Raw genomic sequence first — 614 nt, forward strand, 5'->3', positions numbered from 1 at the left:
CCTTCGATCTCACCCGGCTCGAGGCCACTCTGGTCGACATCGATCAGCTTGGTCCGAGGACTGTGGTGTGGCTGAATGAGGCCCAGCACTACCTAGGCGCAGGTCACGGATACGGCGAACGCCTGTCTGCAGCACTTGCCACTCTGTTGTCTGACGCGAGTCGGGGACCGGTCCTGATTCTTGGCACCTTGTGGCCCGAACACGCCGATAGATACATGGCCGTCCCGCATCCAGGACAGGCGGACCCGCACGCCCAGGTGAGGGCGCTGATCGCCAACCGCCGGATCAACGTCCCGAACAAGTTCGACACTGCCGCCATTGCCGCAGCACAGGCTCTGGCTGATGCTGGAGACCAACAGCTCGCAGCCGCCCTTGAGCGCACCTCAGACGGGAACCTGGCGCAAGATCTGGCGGGAGGACCTGAACTCCTCCACCGCTACCACACTGCCCAGCCTGCGGCCCGGGCGGTGCTGCAAGCCGCCATGGACGCCCGCCGTCTTGGCGCCGGCGTCCGGCTCCCGCTCGCATTCCTGGAGGGAGCAGCCGAGGACTATCTCACTGACACCGAATATGACGCGCTGCCCGATGACTGGTTCGAAGAAGCGCTCGCCAAC

The 614-nt window shown here is 65.0% G+C and carries 1 pseudogene; it reads left to right on the forward strand.

Annotated elements, in window-relative coordinates:
- Window positions 1-614: pseudogene (locus TN53_RS47665) on the forward strand (transcriptional regulator); the annotation flags it as partial.

The organism is Streptomyces sp. WM6386, assembly GCF_000972385.1.
Lineage (GTDB): Bacteria > Actinomycetota > Actinomycetes > Streptomycetales > Streptomycetaceae > Streptomyces.